This is a genomic window from Streptomyces cirratus (assembly GCF_014650775.1).
In the GTDB taxonomy this organism is placed as follows: Bacteria; Actinomycetota; Actinomycetes; order Streptomycetales; family Streptomycetaceae; genus Streptomyces; species Streptomyces cirratus.
The window spans coordinates 1-21,489 of record NZ_BMVP01000029.1; the positions used below are offsets into that span (position 1 = coordinate 1).

The 21,489-nt window shown below is 69.9% G+C and carries 24 protein-coding genes; 13 read left to right on the forward strand and 11 right to left on the reverse strand.

The genetic code is table 11. The features are described from left to right. On the reverse strand, positions 1 to 752 hold a 752-nt coding region (locus IE207_RS32210), incomplete at its 3' end, for an acyl-CoA carboxylase subunit beta (RefSeq protein ID WP_373304811.1). Then, on the reverse strand, positions 734 to 1,780 hold the full coding sequence (locus IE207_RS32215; protein WP_190187873.1) for a ketoacyl-ACP synthase III family protein: 1,047 nt from the start codon (positions 1,778 to 1,780) through the stop codon (positions 734 to 736). The genes IE207_RS32215 and IE207_RS32210, both read right to left, overlap by 19 nt. A gap of 194 nt (positions 1,781 to 1,974) precedes the next feature. Between IE207_RS32215 and IE207_RS32220 the strand changes: the two genes are divergently transcribed. Continuing rightward, positions 1,975 to 2,406, forward strand: a complete 432-nt coding sequence (locus IE207_RS32220) for a nuclear transport factor 2 family protein (RefSeq protein WP_190187874.1) — start codon at positions 1,975 to 1,977, stop codon at positions 2,404 to 2,406. 53 nt (positions 2,407 to 2,459) lie between these two features. Here the strand turns inward: IE207_RS32220 and IE207_RS32225 are convergent, their stop codons facing one another. Next, a complete protein-coding gene (locus IE207_RS32225; RefSeq protein WP_190187875.1) occupies positions 2,460 to 3,008 on the reverse strand; it encodes a TetR/AcrR family transcriptional regulator in 549 nt (182 codons plus the stop codon). Between the two features lie 125 nt (positions 3,009 to 3,133). Between IE207_RS32225 and IE207_RS32230 the strand changes: the two genes are divergently transcribed. The 6 genes from IE207_RS32230 to IE207_RS32255 all read left to right on the forward strand — a co-directional run bounded on the left by IE207_RS32230 (position 3,134) and on the right by IE207_RS32255 (position 9,840). Continuing rightward, positions 3,134 to 4,573 carry an MFS transporter gene (locus tag IE207_RS32230; protein WP_190187876.1) on the forward strand — a complete coding sequence of 480 codons (1,440 nt, stop codon included), beginning with the start codon at positions 3,134 to 3,136 and terminating at the stop codon, positions 4,571 to 4,573. A 205-nt stretch (positions 4,574 to 4,778) separates the two neighbouring features. After that, positions 4,779 to 5,816, forward strand: a complete 1,038-nt coding sequence (locus IE207_RS32235; RefSeq protein ID WP_190187877.1) for a 3-oxoacyl-[acyl-carrier-protein] synthase III C-terminal domain-containing protein — start codon at positions 4,779 to 4,781, stop codon at positions 5,814 to 5,816. A gap of 68 nt (positions 5,817 to 5,884) precedes the next feature. Next, entirely contained in the window at positions 5,885 to 6,544 is a 660-nt protein-coding gene (locus IE207_RS32240; RefSeq protein WP_190187878.1) for a UbiX family flavin prenyltransferase, read from the forward strand. 10 nt (positions 6,545 to 6,554) lie between these two features. After that, positions 6,555 to 8,024, forward strand: a complete 1,470-nt coding sequence (locus IE207_RS32245; RefSeq protein WP_190187879.1) for a UbiD family decarboxylase — start codon at positions 6,555 to 6,557, stop codon at positions 8,022 to 8,024. Beyond that, positions 8,021 to 8,809, forward strand: a complete 789-nt coding sequence (gene fabG / locus IE207_RS32250) for a 3-oxoacyl-ACP reductase FabG (protein WP_229874264.1) — start codon at positions 8,021 to 8,023, stop codon at positions 8,807 to 8,809. The genes IE207_RS32245 and fabG overlap by 4 nt, the downstream gene beginning before the upstream one ends. Continuing rightward, entirely contained in the window at positions 8,806 to 9,840 is a 1,035-nt protein-coding gene (locus tag IE207_RS32255; protein WP_190187880.1) for a 4'-phosphopantetheinyl transferase family protein, read from the forward strand. The genes fabG and IE207_RS32255 overlap by 4 nt, the downstream gene beginning before the upstream one ends. On the opposite strand, the gene IE207_RS32260 is transcribed toward IE207_RS32255, so the two are convergent. The 6 genes from IE207_RS32260 to IE207_RS32285 form a co-directional block, all read right to left on the reverse strand. Further along, positions 9,812 to 10,432 carry an RNA polymerase sigma factor gene (locus IE207_RS32260; RefSeq protein ID WP_229874265.1) on the reverse strand — a complete coding sequence of 207 codons (621 nt, stop codon included), beginning with the start codon at positions 10,430 to 10,432 and terminating at the stop codon, positions 9,812 to 9,814. The two genes, IE207_RS32255 and IE207_RS32260, sit on opposite strands and share 29 nt — an antisense overlap. Before the next feature lie 97 nt (positions 10,433 to 10,529). Next, complete coding sequence (locus IE207_RS32265) at positions 10,530 to 11,666, reverse strand: beta-ketoacyl synthase N-terminal-like domain-containing protein (RefSeq protein ID WP_190187881.1); 1,137 nt, start codon at positions 11,664 to 11,666, stop codon at positions 10,530 to 10,532. Beyond that, a complete protein-coding gene (locus IE207_RS32270; RefSeq protein ID WP_190187882.1) occupies positions 11,663 to 12,886 on the reverse strand; it encodes a beta-ketoacyl-[acyl-carrier-protein] synthase family protein in 1,224 nt (407 codons plus the stop codon). Before IE207_RS32270 ends, IE207_RS32265 begins: the two co-directional genes overlap by 4 nt. Next, positions 12,879 to 13,154, reverse strand: a complete 276-nt coding sequence (locus tag IE207_RS32275; RefSeq protein WP_190187883.1) for an acyl carrier protein — start codon at positions 13,152 to 13,154, stop codon at positions 12,879 to 12,881. The genes IE207_RS32270 and IE207_RS32275 overlap by 8 nt, the downstream gene beginning before the upstream one ends. Further along, positions 13,151 to 14,512: an NAD(P)/FAD-dependent oxidoreductase gene (locus tag IE207_RS32280; protein ID WP_190187884.1), complete on the reverse strand. Its 1,362-nt coding sequence runs from the start codon at positions 14,510 to 14,512 to the stop codon at positions 13,151 to 13,153. The genes IE207_RS32275 and IE207_RS32280 overlap by 4 nt, the downstream gene beginning before the upstream one ends. Further along, positions 14,509 to 15,402 (reverse strand): alpha/beta fold hydrolase, encoded by an 894-nt coding sequence (locus IE207_RS32285; protein WP_190187885.1) that lies wholly within the window; start codon positions 15,400 to 15,402, stop codon positions 14,509 to 14,511. Before IE207_RS32285 ends, IE207_RS32280 begins: the two co-directional genes overlap by 4 nt. Before the next feature lie 423 nt (positions 15,403 to 15,825). Here IE207_RS32285 and IE207_RS32290 point away from each other — a divergent pair, with 423 nt between their 5' ends. The 3 genes from IE207_RS32290 (at position 15,826) to IE207_RS32300 (ending at position 17,845) form a co-directional block, all read left to right on the forward strand. Beyond that, entirely contained in the window at positions 15,826 to 16,560 is a 735-nt protein-coding gene (locus IE207_RS32290) for an AfsR/SARP family transcriptional regulator (RefSeq protein WP_229874266.1), read from the forward strand. Positions 16,561 to 16,645: 85 nt separating this feature from the next. Beyond that, positions 16,646 to 17,248, forward strand: coding sequence for a ScbR family autoregulator-binding transcription factor (locus IE207_RS32295; protein ID WP_190187887.1), 603 nt, complete (start codon positions 16,646 to 16,648; stop codon positions 17,246 to 17,248). Positions 17,249 to 17,374: 126 nt separating this feature from the next. Beyond that, positions 17,375 to 17,845, forward strand: coding sequence for an ester cyclase (locus IE207_RS32300; RefSeq protein ID WP_190187888.1), 471 nt, complete (start codon positions 17,375 to 17,377; stop codon positions 17,843 to 17,845). 293 nt (positions 17,846 to 18,138) lie between these two features. On the opposite strand, the gene IE207_RS32305 is transcribed toward IE207_RS32300, so the two are convergent. Continuing rightward, a complete protein-coding gene (locus tag IE207_RS32305; RefSeq protein WP_190187889.1) occupies positions 18,139 to 18,513 on the reverse strand; it encodes a cupin domain-containing protein in 375 nt (124 codons plus the stop codon). Between the two features lie 69 nt (positions 18,514 to 18,582). On the opposite strand from IE207_RS32305, the gene IE207_RS32310 reads away from it, so the two are divergent. Then, positions 18,583 to 19,023 carry a MarR family winged helix-turn-helix transcriptional regulator gene (locus IE207_RS32310; RefSeq protein WP_190187890.1) on the forward strand — a complete coding sequence of 147 codons (441 nt, stop codon included), beginning with the start codon at positions 18,583 to 18,585 and terminating at the stop codon, positions 19,021 to 19,023. A gap of 342 nt (positions 19,024 to 19,365) precedes the next feature. Here IE207_RS32310 and IE207_RS32315 read toward each other — a convergent pair whose 3' ends face one another. Beyond that, entirely contained in the window at positions 19,366 to 19,800 is a 435-nt protein-coding gene (locus IE207_RS32315) for a cupin domain-containing protein (protein WP_190187891.1), read from the reverse strand. Between the two features lie 342 nt (positions 19,801 to 20,142). Between IE207_RS32315 and IE207_RS32320 the strand changes: the two genes are divergently transcribed. Further along, complete coding sequence (locus IE207_RS32320) at positions 20,143 to 20,706, forward strand: hypothetical protein (RefSeq protein WP_190187892.1); 564 nt, start codon at positions 20,143 to 20,145, stop codon at positions 20,704 to 20,706. A 314-nt stretch (positions 20,707 to 21,020) separates the two neighbouring features. Beyond that, entirely contained in the window at positions 21,021 to 21,464 is a 444-nt protein-coding gene (locus IE207_RS32325) for a hypothetical protein (protein WP_190187893.1), read from the forward strand. Positions 21,465 to 21,489 lie beyond the last annotated feature (25 nt).

Sequence of the window (21,489 nt, forward strand, 5' to 3'; positions counted from 1 at the left end):
GGCAGCATCGTGATGAGGTAGCGGACCTCGGAGATGCAGGTCTCCTCGTCGTCGTACGCGAAGTGCGCCACGCCCGAGGTCTCGGCGTGCACGTCGGCGCCGCCGAGGCCGTTCTGGGTGATCTCCTCGCCGGTCACCGCACGGACCACGTCCGGGCCGGTGATGAACATCTGCGAGGTCTCGCGGACCATGAAGACGAAGTCCGTCAGCGCCGGGGAGTACGCGGCACCGCCGGCACAGGGGCCCAGCATGACCGAGATCTGCGGGATGACACCGGAGGCCTTGGTGTTGCGCTGGAAGATGCCGCCGTAGCCGGCGAGGGCGGAGACACCCTCCTGGATACGGGCGCCCGCCCCGTCGTTGAGCGAGACCAGCGGGGCACCGGCCGCGATGGCCATGTCCATGATCTTGTGGATCTTCGTGGCGTGGGCCTCGCCCAGAGCACCGCCGAAGATCCGGAAGTCGTGCGCGTAGACGAAGACCGTACGGCCCTCGACGGTGCCCCAGCCGGTGATGACACCGTCCGTATAGGGCTTCTTCCCCTCCAGGCCGAAGCCGCTCGCCCGATGCCGGCGCAACTGCTCGACCTCCCGGAACGAGCCCTCATCGAGCAGCAGCGCGATGCGCTCACGCGCGGTCAGCTTGCCCTTGGCGTGCTGCGCCTCGGTCGCCCGGTCACTCGGGCCGCGCCGCGCCTGCTCCCTGAGGGAATTCAGCTCGCTGATCCGGTTCCTCATCGTCCGGCCCCCCATCCGTCTCCCACCTGCTGGACCACGAGGCACGACCAGGTGAAGCCGCCGCCGCCCGTGAGGACGAGGGCGTACTCGTCCGGCGCCAGCCGGTCCCGCGCGCCGAGGTCCGCGAGGTTGGCGAACAGGTCGCCGCAGCCCAGGTGCCCGGTCCGTGCGCCGAGGCGTACCGGCTCCACCACCAACAGCTCCTGGACGGCCGGGAGGTACATCAGCTCGAGGACCTTGGGGCCGAGCCGTGGCAGTGCGACGCACCTGATACGCGGGTCGTCAGGTGCCAGACCGGCTTCGGACAGGGCTTGCAGCACTACCGTGCGCACGGCTTCCGGGCCGGTCTTGGCGAACCGGGCCATGCCGCCCGCCTCCAGGAACGCCCGTTTGGTCCGGCGGACATCGATGGGCCGGCCGTGCGCGAGGGGTGCGGGACTGAACGCGTCCGCGCCGCGGTACATGGACTCCATCTCGGGCGCGGCCAACACGGCGTGGGCCACCAGGCGCAGCCCGCGCCCGGACCGGCCGAGAACCGCGGCGGTGCCGCCGTCCCCGTAGGCGACCTGGTAGTCGCCGAGCCAGCGGTCGAAACCGGCGGGGTCGAACCGGTCCGCGGTGGTGATCAGGGCGGTGCTGAGCGAAGGATCAGCGGTGAGGTAGGCGGCGGCGGTGTGGAGGGCCATCGCCCCGGCGTGGCACATCTGCTGGATGCCGAAGGGGATGGCCGCCGAGGCTCCCACGCGATCGGCCACGTAGTGGGCCGGGGACCAGAAGTCGTGGCCCTGGTGCCAGATCCAGTTGTGCAGCAGCAGGCCGATGTCGGTGGCATCGACCCCTGCCAGGGCCAGGGCCTTGCGCCCGGCCGATACGGCCATGTCGGGGGCCGACGTAGCGTACGAAACCGGTACTTCGACCACTCCGGCCGCTTCCGGGCCGTCTGGGTCGAGGACGCCGTCGGCCACCAGCGCGTACGCGCTCTGGGTGGTGTCGGGCAGCCAGGTGGCGGCCGCCTCCACCGTCAGGCCGTCGCTGAAGCGCATCGCGGGTTCTCCTGTCCTGGGCTTCGCCCATTGCCGCGCCGGCCCTTCCTGGGTCGTCGCATTCCGACAGACCGGCGGGGCGGGGCCGCAGATACACCGGCTTCGGGTGTACGCAGGACAGCTGCCAGGGGCTCTGTGAGAGGGGGTTCCGTCTGAGCCCCGGCGGAGAGTCATCGAGCGAGAAGGGCATGCTTATGGCGTCGAGGACGCGTACGGCGGCTGAACTGTGGGACGGCTGGTTGGAGATGTGGAACGAGGATCCGGGCGCCGCGCACAAGATCATCGGTGCGGAGTACCGACTTCATCTTCCCACCACCGGGGCGACGATCGACCCGGAAACGATCCGGGACCCGGGCGCGATGGCCGACTGGGTCGCCGGCTTCACGGGCAAGTTCGAGGGTCTGCGCTACGAGACGGACCTAGGGCCGGTGGTCGACGGTGAACTCGCGGTGTGCCGCTGGTTCGGCACCGCCACCTGCCTGGGGCGGACCGGGTGGCCGTCCGACGTGCCCGGGAAGCGGATCACCTGGGTCGGCGTCGACATCCTGCGCATCGTCGACGGCTGGATCGTAGAAGCCTGGACGCAGGGAGCGGAGACCGACGAGCGGCCACCGTCCGACGTGTGAAGCAGGGGGGCGGCCGTCGGCCGCCCCCCTCAGGGCGGGCGGCGCGTCTCGCGTCAGCCCGCCCAGCTCTCCACGGGGAGCGAGGCGACGCACGCCTTGGCCCAGGGCTCGTCCAAGTTCCACAGATCCATGGCAGCCATGTCATTCAGCATCATACCCAGGGCAAGGAACCGCTTGACGGTGACGTCATCGGCTCCTGAGTTCTTCTGGATGGCTTTCCACATGCGCCCGAATCCTTTTTGGACGGCCGCGCGGATGTCCGGGTCGTCGGATGCCGCGAAACCATGCAGCTGGATCAGCAGAAAGAGCCGGTCGCGCACCAGCGAGCGGTATCGGTCGCCCATCGCGACGAGGGCATCTACGCCGGTCAACCCGTCGGCTGACTGGTCGAAGGATGCCACGACCAGGTTGAATGAATTTTCGACCACGGAAATGAAGAGCCCTTTTTTCGTATCGAAGATGCGAAACACATAGGGCTGGCTGATTCCTGCCTTGCGGGCGATCGTTTCCACTGAAGTTCCGTAATAGCCTCCGTGCGAGAACTCCTCGGAGGCGATTTGCAGAATTTGTTTGCGGCGCTCGCCGCCCGTCATTCGTTCCATGGCCCACATGAAACCACGCGACGGACGCAAATGTGAGCCGCGGTGGGGAGGCGGCCATTGACTGAGTAGTTAGTCACTGCTACCTTCCTCAGCGTAGCCCGCCCAGCGAAGGGAAAGTTGAAGAGATGACTCAGACCGCAGGGGACGCGGTCCCCGCGAAGACCGTGGCGCCGCCACCCGAGTCACCGGAGGCCGGGCGCCACCGCAAACTCGTCTTCCTCGTCGTGTGTGCCGGCTTCGTCATGTCGAGTCTCGACATGATGATCGTCAACGTCGCATTCCCGGCCCTGGAGGAGGACTTTCACGGCACGACCGCGGCGGCCCTGTCCTGGACCCTCAATGCGTACTCGATCGTCTTCGCCGCAGCGCTCGTGCCCGCCGGCCGGCTCGCGGACCGGTCCGGTCGTAAGGGCGGATTCCTTCTCGGGCTCGGCCTGTTCACCCTTGCCTCCGCGCTGTGCGCCGCGTCGCAGGGGGTGCCCATGCTGGTGGCCGCCCGAGTGCTGCAGGCATTAGGCGCAGCCGCCATGGTCCCCACCTCGCTCGGTCTGCTGCTGGCCACCTATCCGCCGGAGCGGCGCGCCGGCGCCGTGCGGGCCTGGACGGCGGTGGGAGGTGTGGCCGCGGCGCTCGCCCCGATCGTCGGCGGCGCCCTGGTCAATCTCGACTGGCGGTGGATCTTCCTCATCAACCTGCCCTTCGGTATCGCCGCACTCCTGGTCGGCCGACGCGTCCTGCCCACCGCCGCACAGCCCGAACGCGGTCCGCTGCCCGATCTGCTCGGTTCGGTCCTCATCGTCATCGCGGTCGCAGCAGCCTCGCTGGCTCTCATCAAGGCGCCGGAGTGGGGCTGGAGCTCCGCACGGGTGCTCGGCTGCTTCGCGCTGACCGTCGTGGGCCTCGCCGAGTTCTTCCGACGCTCCGCCCGGCACCCCAACCCCGTGGTCGCCTTCTCGCTACTGCGGGTGCGGTCCTTCAGCCTGGCGAACCTGACCGCGCTGGTTTTCAACTCCTGCTTCGGCGCGATGCTCTTCTCCTTCATGCTCTGGTGTCAGAACGTGTGGGGCTACTCCGCGCTGGAGACCGGGCTTGCCCTCGCTCCGGGCACCTTCCTGATGCCGGTCATGGCCATGGCCACCGGCCCGCTCGTGAAGAAGCTCGGCGCTGCCACCGTCGTCATGCTCGGATGCGCCCTGCTCGCCGCCGGTGTCCTGTGGTGGGGCATCGCCGCGCAGAGCGAACCCGACTACGTCGCCATGCTGCTGCCCGGCGCCCTGCTGACCCCGGTCGGCACGATCCTCGGCACCACCGCTCTGGTCGGCCTGGTCACCAAGGACCTGCCCCCGGCATCCTTCGCGACCGGGTCCGCCGTCAATATGATGGTCCGTCAGGTAGGCCTCGTCATCGGTATCTCCGTGTTCATCGCCGTGCTCGGGACCCCCGGCCCCGGCGCCGCCACCCTGGACGCCTTCCGGCACGCCTGGTTCATCGCGGCCGGGATCGGCATCCTGGCCCTGCTCGTCGGCCTCTCGCTCGCCAGGCGCACCGAGGCGGACGCCGGCTGAAGTCGCGCGACGCGCCGGGCAAACCCGCCGGCGTCGCGCCAGGCCGCCCACCGACCGCCGCCTGGAGCCCGGAACCCCCGCCGGACTCCAGGCGGCTTCGCCATGTTCACCACGGCCGGCGAGTCCGTGCGCACCGCGTGTATCCACGCCGCAGGCAACCGGCTCTGTACGGGAGTAAACCAGCGGCAGCGGAGGGAACCCGGCAATGAAGTTCGAGGGCGGACTGGGCGTGAAGGCGGTCACCACCTGGCTCCCCAGCACCACAGAGACCACAAGCGAACAGGTCGCCGCAGGCCGCCTCACACCGGAGCGCGCCCAGCAGTTGGGTGTCACGGAGCTTCCCGTGACCTCCGACCTGGCCGCGCCTGAGATGGCGGTACGGGCGGCCCGCAGAGCCCTGGACCGCGCAGGATGGAACCCCGGACGCATCGGCTTTCTCGCCCACGCACGGGTCTTCCACCAAGGGCACGAGAAGTGGTCGTACGCCCACTACATGGCGAACGAACTCGGCCTCCCGCCGACCGCGCTTCCCTTCGGGATCGAAGCCCTGTGCACCGGCGGCGCGACGGGGCTGCTGGTGGCCGCCACCCAGCTCCTGGGCGACCCTTCGCTGTCCGGCGCCCTGGTCACGACCGGCGAGCGGTACTACGCCCCGGCGTGGGACCGCTGGAGCATGCACTCCGACATCGGATACGGCGACGGCGCCACCGCCGCCCTCCTGCACCGGCGCGACGGCGGCCCGGACGATCTGCACCTCTTGTCCCTGACCCACTCGACGGCCAGCGGGCTCGAAGGCATGGAGCGCGGTCACCGGCCCTTTTCCCAGCTCCCGATGCAGGACCGTACGACGTGGGAGACCAACGTCGAGCGCAAGGCGTTCTACGACGCCATGGGCAAGGACGTCTTCCCCGAGGCGGCGCGCGTGCACGTCCGCGCCTCCCTCGACCAGGCCTTGGACGAGGCCGGCCTGCACCCGCACGACCCGCGCATCCGGCTGTTCACGATGCCCCGCATGGGACCGCGCCTCGTCGACCTGATGTACGGCTCCCTCGCGGAAGTGCTCAAGGCCGAGACCGTGCTGCTCGGCGGCAGGACGGGGCACCTGGGCGCGGGAGACATGCTCGCGAACATGGCGGACATCGTCAGCCACCGCATGCTCCGGCCAGGAGAGTTCGCGGTGGTTGCGGGCGCGGGCGGCGGCTTCACCTGGTCCACCGCGGTCGTCCAGGCTCCCGAGAAGTGACCACACCGGGCATCGAGCCTGCGTCGGCATACCCCGCGAGCAGCCCTCGCGGGCAGGAAGGCACCAACATGAACCACACGTCGTACCCGCGCGGCGCGCACCGGATGGTGGTGGGCATCAGCGGAGCCACCGGCATCGCCTACGGCATCCGCACCCTGCAGGTCCTCAGAGCGGCCGGCATCGAGACGCACCTTGTGATGTCGCGGTCCGCGCGGCTGACGCTCTCGTACGAGAGCGACCTGACCACCGCACAGGTGCAGGAGCTCGCCGACTTCCACTACTCGCCGGAGGACGTCGGCGCGCCCATCGCCAGCGGATCCTTCCGGACCCGGGGGATGATCGTGGCCCCCTGCTCCGTGAAGAGTCTCGCGCAGATAGCCGTCGGCACTTGCGACACCCTGCTCGCGCGGGCGGCCGACGTCACCCTCAAGGAGCGCAACCGGCTCGTCCTCATGGTCCGGGAGACCCCGCTGACCCTAACCCACCTGCGCAACATGACGACCGTGACGGAGAACGGCGGCATCATCGCGCCGCCGGTGCCCGCCTTCTACACCCGCCCGGAAGGTCTCGAGGAAGTCATCGACCAGTCCGTCGGCAGGGCCCTGGACCTGTTCGGAATCGACTCCGAAACCTTCCCGCGCTGGGGCGAGCCGGCCGTACCGGCCCAGGACGCCGCCTCCGCGCCGACCACCACGCGAGTGCTCGCGCAGAGCGCCGTCCACGTCTGAGGAAGCACACATGACCAAGCACCTGACGAGCCTGCGCGACCACCTCGCCGCTCTAGCCGAGCTGGGCGACGTGCGTGAGCTGCACACCCCCGCCGACACCCACCTGGAGATCGGGGCAGTCATCCGGCGCAGCGCCGAAAACCGCGACCCGGCACCGCTGTTCACCGCGGTCAAGGGATATGCACCCGGCTTCCGGGTCCTGGGCGCCCCCGCCGCGCTCAGCTCGGCCCCCGGCGCCCCCTGGGCCAGGGTCGCCCTCTCGCTCGGCCTCGACGCCGCCGCCCACCCGTTGGACATCGTCGGGGAGCTCGCCGCGGCGCGCGGCCGGGAGCCCATCGCGCCGGTCGTCGTCGACCAGGGCCCCTGCCAGGAGAACGTACTGCTCGGCGAAGACGCCACGCTCGACTCCTTTCCCGTACCCCTCATCCACGACGGTGACGGCGGGCGCTACATCAACACCTGGGGAGCGATCGTCGTCCGCACCCCCGACGGCAGCTGGACCAACTGGTCCATCGCGCGCGTCATGATGATCGACGGCCGTCGGATGGCCGGCATGGTCCGGCCGCTCCAGGACGTCGGGAAGATCTTCAAACTGTGGCGGGACCGCGGCGAACCCATGCCCTTCGCCCTGGTTCAGGGCGCCGAACCGGCCGTTCCCTTCGCCTGCGGCATGGGGCTCCCTTCCGGAACGGACGAAGCCGGATACCTCGGCGCCCACTTCGGTGAGCCCCTGGAACTGGTGCGCTGCAAGACGGTCGACCTCGAAGTACCCGCCACGGCGGAAATCGTGATCGAAGGCCACGTCTCCCTCGACGAGACCGCGCCTGAGGGACCCATGGGCGAGTACGCGGGTTACCTCACCGGCAAGTCGAACCCCTGGCCGGTCTTCCACATCAGCGCCATCACCCACCGCGACGACCCGATCCTGCCCGTCGTGTCGGCCGGCAAGCCCGTCGAGGAGGACCACACCGCGGTCGGCACGACGTACTCGGCCGAGGCCCTCCACCAGCTCCGCGCGGCCGGGCTCCCCGTCACGGCCGCCTGGATCGTGCCGGAGACCGCCATCAACCTGCTGGCGGTCACCGTGCCCCGCGACTGGCGCGAGCGTTCCGCGTTCACCAGCACCCGCATGCTCACGCGCGCCATCGCCCATCTGGCACTACGCCCCAAGGTCGGGTACTGGGTCACCCGGATCATGGTCCTCGACGACGACATCGACCCCACCGACCTGCGCGACCTGATGTGGGCGTTCCACACGCGCAGCCATCCCACGCGCGGCCAGATCCTCATCGAGGACCAGAAGGTCACCCCGCTGCACGTCGTCTATTCGCCCGACGAGCTCGCCGAGGGCGGCCCGAAGATCGCGTACGACTGCCTGCTCCACCCCGACGAGGACAAGCGCGCCCGCAGCACCGCGTTCAAGGACAACTTCTCCGCCGACATCCAGGCCCGTGCCCTCGCCATCTGGGAGAACCGATGACCGAGACGAACACCGTCACCCGTCCCACCACCCACGTCGACCAGGAGGCGCCGCGGCGCCTGGTCATGGTCAGCGGAGGGACACGCGGCATCGGCCGCGCCGTCGCCGTACACCTCGCCGGCGAAGGGTACGACATCGCCTTCTGCGGCAGGTCCGCCTCAGCGGCCGCCCAGGAGACGGCCGAACTGGTCCGCGCACAGGGCGCCTCCTGCTTCCACGAGCCGTGCGACGTGGCGGACCACCAAGCGGTCGAGACCTTCGTCAAACGGGCCGAGGGCGAGCTGGGGCCGGTGTACGGCCTGGTCAACTCGGCAGGCATCGTCAAGGACAACCACCTGGTGATGATGCCCGTCGACGACTGGGCCTCGGTGATCGACACCAACCTCACCGGAACGTTCAACTTCTGCCGGACCGTCGGTTTCGGAATGCTCAAACGGCGTGCGGGGGCGATCGTCAACATCTCGTCGGTGGCCGGCGTCTACGGGCATGCCACACAAGCCAACTACGCCGCCTCCAAAGGCGGGGTGAACAGCCTCAGCCGCACCCTCGCCAAGGAGCTCGCCCGGCACGGCATCCGTGTCAACGTCGTGGCCCCCGGCTTCATCGAGACCGACATGACGGACGACCTCAGCGACAAGGCGCGCAAGGAAGCCCTCGCCGCGGTCCCGCTGCGGCGCTTCGGCACCGCCCAGGAAGTCGCTGACCTCACGGGCTTCCTGCTGTCCGACAAGGCGTCCTACATCACCGGTCAGATCCTCCAGGTGGACGGAGGCGTGGCACTTTGACCACGCCGTACCCGGCGGTGCGGCACGGTGAGCTGCACCTGTGGTGGCTCACCGTGCCACCGGCAGGTACGGACACGGAGAGGGCCGCGCGGCTCCTCGACCCGCAGCAGCTGGAACGCGTCGCCCGGCTGAACCGGCCACTGCACCGGCACCGCAAGATCATGGCTCATGCCGGCCTGAGGGTACTGCTCGCCGGTCACCTGGACACCCGGCCGTCCGAGGTCCAGCTGCGCCGGGCGGCCTGCCCCGCGTGCGGCGGACCGCACGGCCGCCCCTACGCGGCCGGCGGGCACGGCCTGGAGTTCTCGATGGCACACGCGGGTGACGGGGTCCTGTACGCCTTCGCGCGGGGCCCCGTCGGAGTGGACGTGGAATCCGACTCGGTCCCGGCGCGTACCGCGCGTACCGTCGCCGGGTGGCTGCCAGCCGTCCAACGACGCATGCTGGACGCCCTGCCCGAGCCCGACCGGCTCCACGCCTTCCTGGGCTGCTGGGTCCGCACGGAGGCGTACTTGAAGGGAATCGGAACGGGGCTCGCGCACGGCGTCGGAGCCGCGGAGGATGCGTCGGCGGACCCCGCGTGGCATTTCGTGGACGTCGAGGTGCCCGAGGGCTTCACCGCCGTCGCAGCCGTGTCGGATCGCCTCCTGCCGACGGTGGCCGGTTCCTCTCCGGCCCGCCTGCGCACCCTTACCAGTAGATTGGCCTCGGCGTCCGTCATCGCAGCCGCCGAGCCGGCCCGAACACGAGAGGGGCGCGGAATGCGCGACACCGATCCCGGCCGACGTGCGGCGCCGCGCGAGAGCATGGGCGAAGACCAGGACCCGTTGCTGGACGAACTGCGCACCGCGGTGGGGCGACCGCCTCGCGCGCTCGTCGCGGAGATCGCCTCGTGGCCGGCGCCGCGCCAGTTCGCCGCGTCCGGGGCAGACGAGCCGGCCGACGGCGAGCGGACCTACGCCGTGCAGGCCGACGACGACCCGGCCGGCGCCGGAATTCGCCTCACACCGCGGTCTCGTACGCGTCGCTGAGGCCGTACCTCTTGCGCAGCTGTTCCCCAAGGCGGCGCAACGCGCGGCCGCGCAGCGGACCCACCGAGCCGCGGGCGATCCCGAGCCGACGGCTGACCTCGTCATACCCTGGGGCCGGATCCGCGTTCAGGAGGGCCAGCAGCAGCTGGTCACGCTCGGGCAGCTCCGCGAGCGCCGACAGGACTTCGGCGCTGCGCTCCCGGCTGAGCAGGGCGTCCTCCGGCCCGGGGTGCGCGGTGGCGGGACGTTCCAGGCTGCCCGTGTCGTCGCCCACGGGAACGTAGCGTCCCGCACGTTCGTACTGCTTGAGGCTCTCCCGGCGCGCGCAGGTGGTGAGCCAGGCCGGGAACCGCGCCGGCGTGTGCATCCTCGGCAGGCTCTGGTACACCCTCATCCAGGTCAGCTGGAAGACCTCCTCACAGTCGGCCGGGCTGAGCCGGTGCGAGCGGGCCACCGTCCACACCACCGGGGCGTAGCGCTCGACGAGCGCCGCCCACGCCTGCTGGGAACCGGACAGGCACGCGGCGACCAGCTCACCGGGGCCAAGAGCTCCGGCGGCTGCGTCTGCCGGGCGCATTCGCGTCGAAGACATGGGTTCCTTCCTGGTGTGCGGGGCAATTGCGCGAGGTGGTGGCGGGTGCCTGCGTGGACACGTCCGTGTCCACGCAGGCACCCGGCCCGGGTGCAGGTCAGCCGAGGGGGTCGGCCATGTCGATGACGGCACAGCCCACCAGTCCGTCCCCGGACAACGAGGTGACGACCGCCGTGCCGCCGCGCGTGCGGCCCTCGTGCTGCCACAGACCGAGGACCGCGGCGATCTGCAGGACCCCGTCGGCGCTGAAGCACTCGCCGACCGTCTCCTTGACACGAACGGTCTGTCCGGGCAGCGCCCCACCCAGGGCCAGCCCCAACGCGCGTTCCTCGACCCGGTCCAGGCCGGTCCGCCCGGTGCATCCCAAGGAGACCGTGGTCACCTCGCCTGGGATCTTGCCGCTGCGCCGCAGCGCCGTGCCGACCACCGAGGCCAGCCCCTCGGCGAGGCCGTCACGCGGTGCGAAGCCGGTCTCGCACGCCAGTACCCGGGCGAGCGCCGGCCTCCCAGCGGCGAGCGCCGCGGCCTGCGGCTCCACCACGAGCACCGCGGCCCCCTCCCCCACGGGAGCCTCGGCGTCGAGCGCCCCCGACCGGTGCCAGCCCCACGCGCCCTGCGCGCTGAACTCCTCCACGCCGCCCACGAGGAGACGGTCGGCGTGCCCCTGGCGCAGTGCGTTGCGCGCGTAGCGCAGTGCCTGGACCCCGGCCAGATGACCGCCGGCCAGAGTGGCGTTGACCCCGCGCAATCCGTGCCGGATGGCGATCTGGCCGGCCGCGCAGTTCATCACGGTGTTGGGGAACAGGCTCGGGTTCACCAGGTAGGGGCGCTCCTGGCGCAGGGTCTCCATCGAGTACTCGCTGGAACTGCGGATGCTCCCGGTACTGGTGCCGAGCACGACACCCGTGCGCTCGCCCATCGGCTCCGCCTGCGCATCCAGCGCCAACCGGCACGCGACCAGCCCGAGTTGCGTGGTCCGGTCGAGATGACGCACGCCCTTGCGGCCGATCAGTTCGGCGGTCCGCAGATCGGGTACGGTCCGCACCGGCCGCGGCGGCGGGGTCTCGTCGCCGAGAACCTCCTCGGCATGTCCGGGAATGCCGTCCCCCACGGCCCGCCCCAAGGCCTCGAGCCCGAGTCCGGCGGGCGTCGCCACGCCCACCGCGGTGATGGCGAGCGGCAGGACCGCGACGGCGGGGCGGTCCGCGGTCGCTTCGGCGATGGCGGTGCTCATGATGCCCTTCCGAGAATGGTTATGGCGTTGTTGCCGCCGAACGCGAATCCGTGGTTCTGCACGACCCGCGGCCCGGCGGGGCGGGCCGCGCCCGCCACCGGATCGACCCCCGGGCCCAGCGCGGGGTCGACTCGCTCGACACCGGCCGTGGGCGGCAGGAAGCCCTCGTACAGGGCCATGCAGCAGATCAGCGCGCCGAAGCCGCTGGCCGCGCCCATGGTGTGGCCGATCATCGATTTGATCGAGCTGATCGGCGGGATCCTGTCGCCGAAGACCTCACGGGCGGCAGCCACCTCCGTCGCGTCGTTGGTTCGTGTCCCGGTGCCGTGGGCGCAGATGTAGTCGATGTCCTCGGGCGTGACGCCCGCGCTGCGGTGCGCAGATCGGATGCACTCGGCGATGCTGGCCGGGTCCGGGTGCACCATGTGCTTGGCGTCGCAGTTGACGCTGTAGCCGAGCACCTCGGCATAGATGCGCGCCCCCCGGGCGACGGCGCGGTCGTACGGCTCCACGAGCAGTGCGACCCCGCCCTCCGCGGTGAGGATGCCCGAGCGGTCCGCGTCGAAGGGCCGGCAGATCTCCTCCGCGAGGGCGCCCAAGCGGTAGAACCCGGCATGCGCCCAACGGTTGAGCGAGTCGGCGCCGCCGGCCAGCATGTAGTCGGCCTCGCCGCTCGCCACCATGTCGTAGGCGTAGCCGAGCGCGTAATTGCTGGCCGAGCAGGCGGTGGCCAGCGTCAGCGCCTCCCCCGACAGCCCGAGCTCGCTGTTGACCGCGGCGGCGATCCGGCCCGCCGGAACGGCGCCCACCCGGTCGCCGTCCAGGGATTTCAGCCCGTCCGCCGCCCACTGGGACACGAGTTCCTCGATGACCGCCGACTCACCGCTGGTGGTGCCCATCACGGACCCGGAACGGGCGCCGGCCAGGGCCGACGCGGTCAGATCCGCGTCGGCGACCGCCAGCCGCGCGGCCGACGCAGCGAACTGGGCACTGCGGCCCCACCGCGCGGGCTCGATACGGCGCAGCCACGCGCCGGGGTCGAAGTCGTGCACCTCGCCTGCGTGCGTATGGGGGAAGCCGGTGGTGTCGAAACCGGCGATGGGCGAGGTGGTGCGGCGGCCCGCCCTGATGGAGGCGGTGAAGTCGGCAACGCCGATCCCGGCACTGCTCACCGCGCCCAGCCCGGTGATGACGACGCGGCGTGCACCCGGCTCAGGCATCGGTACCGGCCCCCAGGGAGCGGGTGACCACAGCCCGGACGCCATCGAGGTTGCCCATCTCGATCAGGGCGTCCTGGGGGATCGTGACGCCCAGGTCCTTCTCGATGCGGGCCAGGATCTCGATGGCGAGGAGCGAGTCGGCGTCGTGGTCGTCGATGAAGCTGCTCGTGTCGGTGAGCTCGGCCTGGTCCAGCTCCAGGACCTCGAGGATGATCTCCCGAAGCTGGCTGTCCTGCTCGGCGGTGAGGATGGTGGTGTCGGCGCTCATGGCGTCCGCCTTTCGTTCTTGGAGGTTGCCTGAAGGGTGGCTTTACGCGGGTGGGGGACGAGCCCTGCGGCACTCGGCGCAGGCCTGGGCCGCGGCAGGTGCGTGGGGGGTGCGGCGCTCGGTCCTCGGTGGCGCAGGTTGACGGCCGACGCCTGGGCCAGCGCCAGCGGGTTGAGGAAGCGCAGTGGTCCGATCAGCCGCGAGGCGAACAGGTGCATGTGGCGGGCCATGGCTTCGTCGCGGGCCGCCGCCGAGAACATCAGCCGCTCGAAGGGGTTGAAGGGCCGGCCCTTGGCGTAGTCGACGGCCAGGTGCTGGTGCCCCCCGAGACCGCGCCGGTGGCGGCGCACGTACGCCGCGAGCGCCTGGTCCATGTCACCGCGCCCGGTCGCGGCCGTGGCGGCCGCCTCGGCCAGCCACTGGGCGGACTGCAGGGCCCAGCCGCAGCCGACGCCCCAGAGGGGGTCGCTGGTAATGGCGGCGTCCCCGATGAGCGCGACGCCCGGCGCGCCAGGCCGTCGCGAGTGCAGCGGATAGTTGACGGTTCCGGTGATCTTGGTGATGCGCTCGGCGGAGTCGATGTCGGGCCCGTCGGGCAGAGCACGGACGAACTCGGTGTAGGCGCCCTCCAGATCCTCCCGGAAGGCCGGGAGCCGGTCCTTGCCGGGGATCACCGCGACGACCGTGACTCCGTCGTCGTTCGGCATCGCGTACGCCACGTCCGGCTCCAGGAACCAGGAGTGGGTGATCCCGTCTCGCAGCGGGAGGTTCCGGAAGTGCGCGAAGTAGCTGAACCGCTCGTTCTCGTGCGTGCGTGTCCCGATCCCGGCGAACCGGGCGACCGGGGAGTCCTTGCCGTCGGCACCGACGACGAGGCGGGCCCGCAGTTCGACCTCGCCGTCGGGCCCCGAGACCCGCGCGCCCACGGTGCGCCCGGCCTCTTGGACCAGGCCCGTCACGGTGTGGCCGGTCAGCAGGTCCACGCCCGGGGTCTGGGCGGCGTGGGACCGGATCAGCGGATCGAGGGTGCTGCGCCGGACGTTGTACGAGTAGGGCAGCTCGGGGCCCGACGGCGCGGCCTTGGGTTCGATCCAGCCCCAGCGGGTGTACCAGCGCGCCTCGTTGCGTACGGCGCCGGCCGCCTCCAGAGCGGGCACGAGTCCGAGGTCTTCGAGTACCGGGTAGGAGCAGGGCTGGAGGTAGTGGGTGCACAGCACCTTGTGGGCTGCGGGGTCCGAGCGGCGTTCGAGCAGGGCGACGCGTACGCCCCGCCGGGCGAGGAGAATCGCGGCGGCACTGCCGGCGATGCTCGCTCCGCTGATGACGACGTCGTACACGCGGTCTTCGAGCGCGGTCATGCGCTGATCGCCTCCTTGTCGTAGTGGTGCAGGGGTGTTGCCTTCAGGAAGGCGCTGATGTGCTCGGCGACCCGTACCGGCTGCTCCAGCTGGCAGAAGTGGGTGAGCCCCGGATCCTGGTTGAGCCTGACGTCGGGTATCGAGGCCATCAGGGCGTCGATCGCGGCCGGCGGTGCCGACGGGTCGTCGGTGCCGCTGACCAGCAGTACGGGAGCCTCGATGCGGTGCAGCGGAAGGCTGGAGCCGCGCCCGAGCGTGGCGTAGAACTGCAGGAAGCCGTGTGGCTCCACGCGCTCGCGGACCTTGCCGATCATGGCCTCGACGATGTCGGCGGGGATCTTCTCGGCGCGCGGGCCCAGCTGGGCCCGCAGGCCGTCGGCGAGCACCCCGCGGAACCGATCGATCGCCTCGCGGAAGAACAGGGCGTCCATGGGCTGGTCGTGGGGCCGGAAGACGGGCGCCACCAGCACTGTAGGGACCGAGGCGCTCGGCGTGCGCCGGGTGAGCAGTTCGAGCTGTGTGGTCGCGCCGAACGAGTGGGCCACCACCGCGTCGGGTCGTACGGGCAGCAGTTCGAGGGCCCTTTCCAGCCAAGCGGTCGAAGCGCCCCGATCCGCCCAGAGGTGGCGGGAACCGCTCCGCCACGGCAAGTCGAGGGCGAACAGGCGGGTGTCGGCCGGCAGGTGCTGCGCGAGCACCCTCCAGTCTTCCCAGCCCTCCTCGAAACCGTGTACGAGGACGACGGTGGGCCCCTGCGGAGCGAGCACGGGGCGTCCCTGGGCAGTGAGAGCGGGGCGCTCCCATATACGCAGGGACTCGCCGTCCACCTCGTGGGCCACGGCCGGCAGCCAGGGGCCGCCGCGTGGTGTTCCTCGCTCTGCCAGTAGCACTCGCCTCACCTTTCGCCATGCGGTCGGACCGGATGGGGAGGACGATAGGGAGCTTTTGAGCCGCCGCCTGAGTCCTTAGGAGGTCGCCTGGAGGCTTGTCACAGCTGCTCACGAGCTCGGCTTGCGGCAGGCTTCAGCGTGACTATGGGTGGACTCCAGCGGTGCTGTGCGATGGCTGGAGGACGGCGCTGCCGCTTTCTTGACCGAGCCTTGGGTATTACCCTTCAGTAACCCGCTCACCTGCGAGAACGCCGTCAAGTTGACCCGTCCACGCTGGAGTTGACGTTTGACAAACCGACCGGAGGATTTTTAGGGTCGAAGTGACTGGTAACTAACGACTATCCGGGGGTAAGTCGAATGGACGTCTCAGTCCTAGGATCATTTGATGTCCGTATATCAGGGATAAATGCGACACCGACGGCCTTGAAACCCGCCAAACTGCTCGCTCTCCTCTCCATGAGCCGCAACCAGCCCGTCTCGGTGGCCGAGAGCGTGCAGGAGCTCTGGGCAGGTGACGCACCGCGCACCGCAGGTTCGGCCATCCACACCTACGTGCGACACCTCCGCGAACTGATCGCGACCGCAGAACCGCAGCTCGACCCCAAGTCCGTGATCTGCACCCGCTCCGGCGGCTACCTGCTCGATCTCGCGCCGGGGGAGGTCGACTCCGAGGAGTTCGGCCGACTGGCCGAGCGCGGCCATCGCGCCGTGAGCCTCGGCGATGACCTGCTGGCTTCGAGCCGATTCCGGCAGGCCCTGGCACTGTGGCGGGGGCCCGTGCTGGCCGATCTTCCGGCTGGCCCCATCCTGGCGATCCGCAAGAAAGAACTGGAAGAGCGACGCAGATCCGCCCTCGACCGCTGCATCAGCGCCGAACTCAGGCTCGGACGCCACTACGAACTCCTGGGCGAACTGGTCGCCTACGCCGCCGACGACCGCACGCACGAACCGCTGCACGCACAGCTGATGCTGGCTTTGTACCGCGCGGGTCGCCGGGTACAGGCACTGGAGGTCTACCGCGAACTGAGACACGAGCTCTCCAGCCGGTTGGGTCTCGAACCCTCCCCCCGCATCCAGGCACTGCACGGGGCGATCCTCCAGTCGGACCGCTCGCTGCAGCGCGAGCCGGACGCGCCGAGGGAGTCCCGGACGGCATAGGCCCGAGCTCCGATCGCAGTCGGCGAAGTGACCGGAAGCCGGCCGCGCGCAAGGCCGGAAGGGGGAGACAGGAAGTGCGGGGATCATGCAGAAACGAGCCGCCAGGACCCGGGAGCGCCTTGTGCGCGCTGCGGCGGAGGCATTCGACGAACACGGACTCGGGGCGGCGAGCATGCAGGCCGTCAGCAAGTCGGCAGGCGTGTCGAAAGGGGCGCTCTACTTCCACTTCCCGTCCAAGGAGCACTTGGCCGACGCCGTGCGCGGAGCGTGCGGCGACCGGTTCACGGCGAAGGCATCCGACCTGATGGAGGCGGGCGTGTCCCCGGTCCAGGTGCTCATGCGCCTGCCGGGACTCACGGCCGAGTGGCTCGGGCAGGACGTGATCGTACGGGTCGGCCTGCGACTCGGGCGCGAACAGCAGAGGGGAGGCCAACAGGACTGCGACAGACGGTACCTCTCCCACGAACTGCAAGACCTGCTCTCCCAGCTGTTGCGCAACGCGGCGGAGCGGCGCGAGATACGCGACGGCCTTCCGCTGCGGACCTGCGCCTCCCTCCTCGTCGCGTTCCTGTTCTCGCTGGAGTGCCGGGCCGAGGAATCGGCATCGAGGGAGGAGCTCCTCGAATCGATCGCGGAGCTGTGGAGCCTCCTGCTGCCCGGCATGGCTCCCGTCGCGGACGGGGAGTAGCGTCGACGGACGCCGCCACCTCCGTGTATCCGGACGGCACTGGCGGAGCTCTGTCCCTTCGTGAGGTGCCCGCGCCGAGTCCCGCGGGCGCCCCGGCGAAGAAACGGCGCAGGAAAAGGGGCAGGCGTGGACGGGATCAACACGTTCGACACCAAGATGCTGGTGGATCATTGGCTGGCCATGTGGAACGGGGATCTCGCGATCGCCGAACGCATCATCGCGCCGTCGCTGCGCGTGCATCTGCCGGCCTTCGGCATGCCCCCCGAGGAGGGCATCAACGATCCGGAATCGATGGCCCGCTGGATCGGCCTGTTCCGCAGTTCCTTCTCCTCGGCTTCCTTCCACTGCGAGCTGGGCCCCTTCACCGACGGGGACCACGTGATCTCCAGGTTCCGGTTCACCGGAACCTGGAAGGGGGGCCGCCCGGCGGTGGCATCGGCGCCAGCCGGCACCGCAGTCAGCTTCGCCGGCGTGGACACCCTGAGGATCGAACACGGGCGGGTCGCCGAGTACTGGCTGACGGACGACCAACTCGACCTGTACGCCCAACTCGGCGCAGTCCGCGGCGTGGAGCCGCAGCCCGTCAGCCTGGCCTGACCGGTGCGACGCACCCCGGTGCATACGGGGTGACTCGCACCGGTCAGGCCGGCCGCGATGGTTGCGGCATCGCCGGATCCCGCGCGGACCGGCCAGCGAGCAGGGAGCGATGAGCGATCTGACCGCCAAGACGGCACTGGTGACCGGCGGCTCGCGGGGACAAGACGTGCGACGCCTGGTCGGACCACTGGCAGCAGCCGGGAGCCGCTCGTTTGTCGTCAAAAGCGGGCGCCCGCGGCCGGGCCGCCACCGCAGCATGGAGAACCCGGCGAATCTGCGCGGTCATCAGCACACTAGTGAGCCCAGGGCGGTGTGATGGTGTTGCCGTCAGCCAGTTCGGCGGTGAGCCCGACACGTGTGGTGACCCACATGTGGGCGGGCTGGTCGGTGGTATTGGCGACTGCCAGTTCGGAGCCTGCAGGTGCCACTGCCGCGTCACCTGCGCGGAGTTCGGCGCTCTCACTGTCGATGGTGAGCCGGAGGCGACCGGAGAGGACGTAGAAGGTCTCCTCGTCGCTGATCGTGTGGGTTGGCCCCACCATTGCGGCCGGGACCTCGACGCGCCAGGCGGCGAGGTCCCGGCTGCCGGTGTCGGGACGGACGTAGGAAACGAAACGGCCACCGTGAATCTCGTGTACGACGGCCTCGTCACTGCGGATGAACGGCATGCTCAGCCTTCCTCTAGACAAGTTTCTTGTCTAAATAGACAAGCAGATTGACGAGTTATAGTCAAGCCCATGGACGACCCCCTGACCTTCTCCGCACTCGTGCTGGCACTCTCCGGACAGCTGGTGCAGGAAATCCACACCAGCGTGTCCCAGCAGGGATTCGAGGACCTACGACCCGCACACGGCTTCGCCTTCGCCCGCATCTCTGCAGGCGGCGCCACCACGGCCGACCTGGCCGAGCACCTGGGGGTGACCAAGCAGGCGGCTGCCCAGATGGTCGAGGAGCTGGTCCGAAAGGGGTACGTAGAGCGGCATCCACATCCGCACGATGCCCGCGCCCGCCTCCTGGGACTGACTGAGACCGGCTGGGCCGCCACGCGCGCCGCCGACCAGGCAGCCCGGACTGCCGTCGCACCGTGGCGAGAAGCACTGGGCCAGGCGCGCTTCAGCGAACTCGTCGCCGACCTGACACTCCTTGCACCGCCGGGACCGATCCGCCCTGCCTGGTGAGCCGATGGCCCACCGCCCTGAAGACCGCCGGCCGTGGACGAACCGTCCGCCAGGGCAACCGGCCAAGTGGAAGACGACACGCGAGTTGCCGTGCCGAGCCCTCCGCGGACCGGTGAACCTTCCCGGTCAGAGCACTAGCGCGTCCAGTCCGTCAGGCAGGACCCAATCTGCCGGACGCCGACCAGGGAACGGGACCGCCAGCGCCCGGATGTGCCCGGGCAACCGCGGATTGGCGCTGGTGGATCGGCCACCGGCGTACGCCCGCCCCGGCCCGTCTCTCGGTCGTATGAGGCTGTCAGGGCCCGTGGGCGCGTACGGCGCTGGGGGAAGGGTGTGGAGGGTTCACAGGATGTCCAAGTCGTGGGGGTGGAAGCCGGGAGCGACGACGCAGGAGACCAGGGCCGGTTCGTCGCCGGCCGGTGTTGCCGTCTGCCAGACCTCGGCCGGCACGAGGAGTTGCGGATGCTGTCCGTTTTCGATGTCAGGCCCCAGCGATGCGGCGGTGGGCTTCTCGTCGGGCGTGGTTGCGGTGCCGCCGAGGTGCAGGGTGAGGGGGCCGCCCCGGTGCCAGAGCCACAGTTCGTCCGAACGTACGCGGTGCCAGCGGGAGGTCTCGCCGGGGTGGAGGAGGTAGTAGATGCCGGTCGCGTAGGGGCGGAGCCCGCGGCGCTTGTCCGGGACGGCTTGCGGTCCGGTCTGCCAGGTCTGCCGGAACCAGCCGCCCTCGACGTGCGGCTCCAGTCCGAGGTGCTGCACCAGGGGGGAGATATCGCCCATACGTGCATCCTGGCCCACGATGCCGTCCTGGGGTGGCAGCGACGTGCGCGCGCAGGCATGACCAGGGCTGTGTAGAGGGGAAGGCTCAGTCGTGAACGGGTCGCCGTCGATTCCGCGACGCCTCCACTCAGGACGCCGACCGTCTTACCCGGGTACGGGTGCCGGGGATGTCGGGGGCGAGACTGGTGAGCTCGCATGTTCAGGTGTCGCATATTCGCGGCCGAGCCCAGATGGGGCTCGCGCTGAGTGATCTGCGCGAGCCCGGCGGCACCCGGCAGTGTGCTGGTCGGCGATTGGCATGATGGGCGGCGGCAAGTCTCAGGTGTCTCTAACGGAGCGGCTATGAGGTTCAAGACCGGAGTCGCCGAACGGGACGAGTGGTGCTATTCGCCGGCTGTCGGCGTCGGACCGCTCCAGTTCGGTATGACCGTCGCCGAAGTAGTCGAGGCGGCTGAGATGCTCGGACAGACGAAGGTCAGCGATTGTGCACGGGACCACGCGATCTTCACGCCGACTTGGAAGGTCGAAGTCCACCGTCGCGGGGTGGCTCCTTCATCGCCTGCCGTCACGGCCTATGTGAGCCAAGCTCTGGGGCTGTTCTGCATAGCTGCCGACGCCGAGCACGGACCTCAGATCGCGTACGACGGTCTTCCGCTGGTCGGGAGAGACCTGTCGGAGCTGGAAAGCGAAGCGATCGCGTATGCCGAGGCAATGGACGTGCACTTTTGCTACACACCCGAAGGCTACGCGGCACCGGATGATTCCGGGGTCGTGATGCGCGGGCAACTGGTCGGGCAGGTCCTCCGATCTCGTCCGTTGTTCATGGTGACGCGCGACGGCGCGAATACTGAATGGGACTCGATGCCTTCCGAGGAGTACCGCGTCAACGACCAGTCCACGGCCTGACGTGGTGTGACTCTTGACGTGGGGCATCCATGACAGCACGGAAGACCCCAACAAGCCCCACCCGAACAGCGCCTACCCAACGACCACAGCACTGACATCACACTGACGAACCACCACCGACAAAAACCCGCAGATCATCAGTGAGTGTTAACGCGGTGAGCACTCGAGGGGGTGCTAACGGCGTTGGCACCGCCCTCCTTCTACCGAGTTGTCCCGTGTCACTGAACCTGGACCGATCACACTGAACTTCGTCCGAGTCCGCAGCGGAGTAGGGCCCTGGGCTTGGATGAGGTCCATCGCGAAGGATGTGAGCCGTGTACGACACCTTCCGATACCGCTACCTGCACGCCGGCATGGGCCTGGCCGCAGACCTGCGCGCCGACGCGTACGAGGCGGACGATGTTCCGCCCCCGACCGGTCTCCTCATCAGCCGTTCGCTGTACCTGCGGCTCCCCGCAGACCGGGTCCCGTACTGGCTGGACGCGGCCTGGCTTGCGTTCGGAGCTTCCTTGCACGCCGAGCAGTTGATCGACGGCCGGGCCCTCGTCCTTGACGTCGACGCGTTCACATACCCGGGCGCCGACTACCGCTCAGAGGTCGCTGCCCTCGCCCTCGACGGCTGGATCCACCGCCGCTTCGGGCTCGCCGCCTGCGGTGCCGCGGTGACGTACGACCCGCCCTCCCGCCGTTTCTCCTTCACCTGGCCGGGCCCTGTCGCTCCCTTCGCCGACGAGCTTCCGCCACCGGGCACCGCGTAAATGGTCAGCCGGTGACGAGCGTTCC

Coding starts and splice junctions, on each gene's coding strand:
- IE207_RS32215 (WP_190187873.1), bottom strand. CDS start 1,780: ATGCGCTTCAGCGACGGCCTGACGGTGGAGGCGGCCGCCACCTGGCTG.
- IE207_RS32220 (WP_190187874.1), top strand. CDS start 1,975: ATGGCGTCGAGGACGCGTACGGCGGCTGAACTGTGGGACGGCTGGTTG.
- IE207_RS32225 (WP_190187875.1), bottom strand. CDS start 3,008: ATGGAACGAATGACGGGCGGCGAGCGCCGCAAACAAATTCTGCAAATC.
- IE207_RS32230 (WP_190187876.1), top strand. CDS start 3,134: ATGACTCAGACCGCAGGGGACGCGGTCCCCGCGAAGACCGTGGCGCCG.
- IE207_RS32235 (WP_190187877.1), top strand. CDS start 4,779: ATGAAGTTCGAGGGCGGACTGGGCGTGAAGGCGGTCACCACCTGGCTC.
- IE207_RS32240 (WP_190187878.1), top strand. CDS start 5,885: ATGAACCACACGTCGTACCCGCGCGGCGCGCACCGGATGGTGGTGGGC.
- IE207_RS32245 (WP_190187879.1), top strand. CDS start 6,555: ATGACCAAGCACCTGACGAGCCTGCGCGACCACCTCGCCGCTCTAGCC.
- fabG (WP_229874264.1), top strand. CDS start 8,021: ATGACCGAGACGAACACCGTCACCCGTCCCACCACCCACGTCGACCAG.
- IE207_RS32260 (WP_229874265.1), bottom strand. CDS start 10,432: ATGTCTTCGACGCGAATGCGCCCGGCAGACGCAGCCGCCGGAGCTCTT.
- IE207_RS32265 (WP_190187881.1), bottom strand. CDS start 11,666: ATGAGCACCGCCATCGCCGAAGCGACCGCGGACCGCCCCGCCGTCGCG.
- IE207_RS32270 (WP_190187882.1), bottom strand. CDS start 12,886: ATGCCTGAGCCGGGTGCACGCCGCGTCGTCATCACCGGGCTGGGCGCG.
- IE207_RS32275 (WP_190187883.1), bottom strand. CDS start 13,154: ATGAGCGCCGACACCACCATCCTCACCGCCGAGCAGGACAGCCAGCTT.
- IE207_RS32280 (WP_190187884.1), bottom strand. CDS start 14,512: ATGACCGCGCTCGAAGACCGCGTGTACGACGTCGTCATCAGCGGAGCG.
- IE207_RS32295 (WP_190187887.1), top strand. CDS start 16,646: ATGCAGAAACGAGCCGCCAGGACCCGGGAGCGCCTTGTGCGCGCTGCG.
- IE207_RS32305 (WP_190187889.1), bottom strand. CDS start 18,513: ATGCCGTTCATCCGCAGTGACGAGGCCGTCGTACACGAGATTCACGGT.
- IE207_RS32310 (WP_190187890.1), top strand. CDS start 18,583: ATGGACGACCCCCTGACCTTCTCCGCACTCGTGCTGGCACTCTCCGGA.
- IE207_RS32315 (WP_190187891.1), bottom strand. CDS start 19,800: ATGGGCGATATCTCCCCCCTGGTGCAGCACCTCGGACTGGAGCCGCAC.
- IE207_RS32320 (WP_190187892.1), top strand. CDS start 20,143: ATGAGGTTCAAGACCGGAGTCGCCGAACGGGACGAGTGGTGCTATTCG.